3 tRNA genes are annotated in these 346 nt (G+C 54.9%); all 3 read left to right on the top strand.

Annotation, left to right across the window (positions count from 1 at the left end):
• The first annotated feature begins 31 nt into the window (after positions 1-31).
• A tRNA-Leu gene (locus FLK20_RS21465) sits at positions 32-116 on the top strand.
• A 20-nt stretch (positions 117-136) separates the two neighbouring features.
• Positions 137-211 (top strand) — tRNA-Gly (locus FLK20_RS21460).
• A gap of 6 nt (positions 212-217) precedes the next feature.
• Positions 218-306, top strand: a tRNA-Leu gene (locus FLK20_RS21455).
• The last annotated feature ends 40 nt before the right edge of the window (positions 307-346 follow it).

The following is a 346-nucleotide window of genomic DNA, read 5'->3' as shown; positions in this document are numbered from 1 at the left end:
GAAGGTTCGAATCCTTCATGGCTCACCATTTGCGGGTGTGGCGGAATTGGCAGACGCGCTAGACTTAGGATCTAGTGCCTTCGGGCGTGGGGGTTCAAGTCCCTCCACCCGCACCATTTTTTAGCAAAAGCAATATGCGGAAGTAGTTCAGTGGTCGAACACCACCTTGCCAAGGTGGGGGTCGCAGGTTCGAATCCCGTCTTCCGCTCCAAATATTGCCGGGGTGGCGGAACTGGCAGACGCACAGGACTTAAAATCCTGCGGTAAGTGATTACCGTACCGGTTCGATTCCGGTCCTCGGCACCATAAGCGCCCGTAGCTCAATTGGATAGAGCGTTTGACTACG

Origin of the sequence: Oceanobacillus sp. CFH 90083 (genome assembly GCF_009389585.1) — a bacterium.
Lineage (GTDB): Bacteria > Bacillota > Bacilli > Bacillales > Amphibacillaceae > Oceanobacillus.
This window is presented reverse-complemented; position numbering and strand designations above follow the sequence as displayed.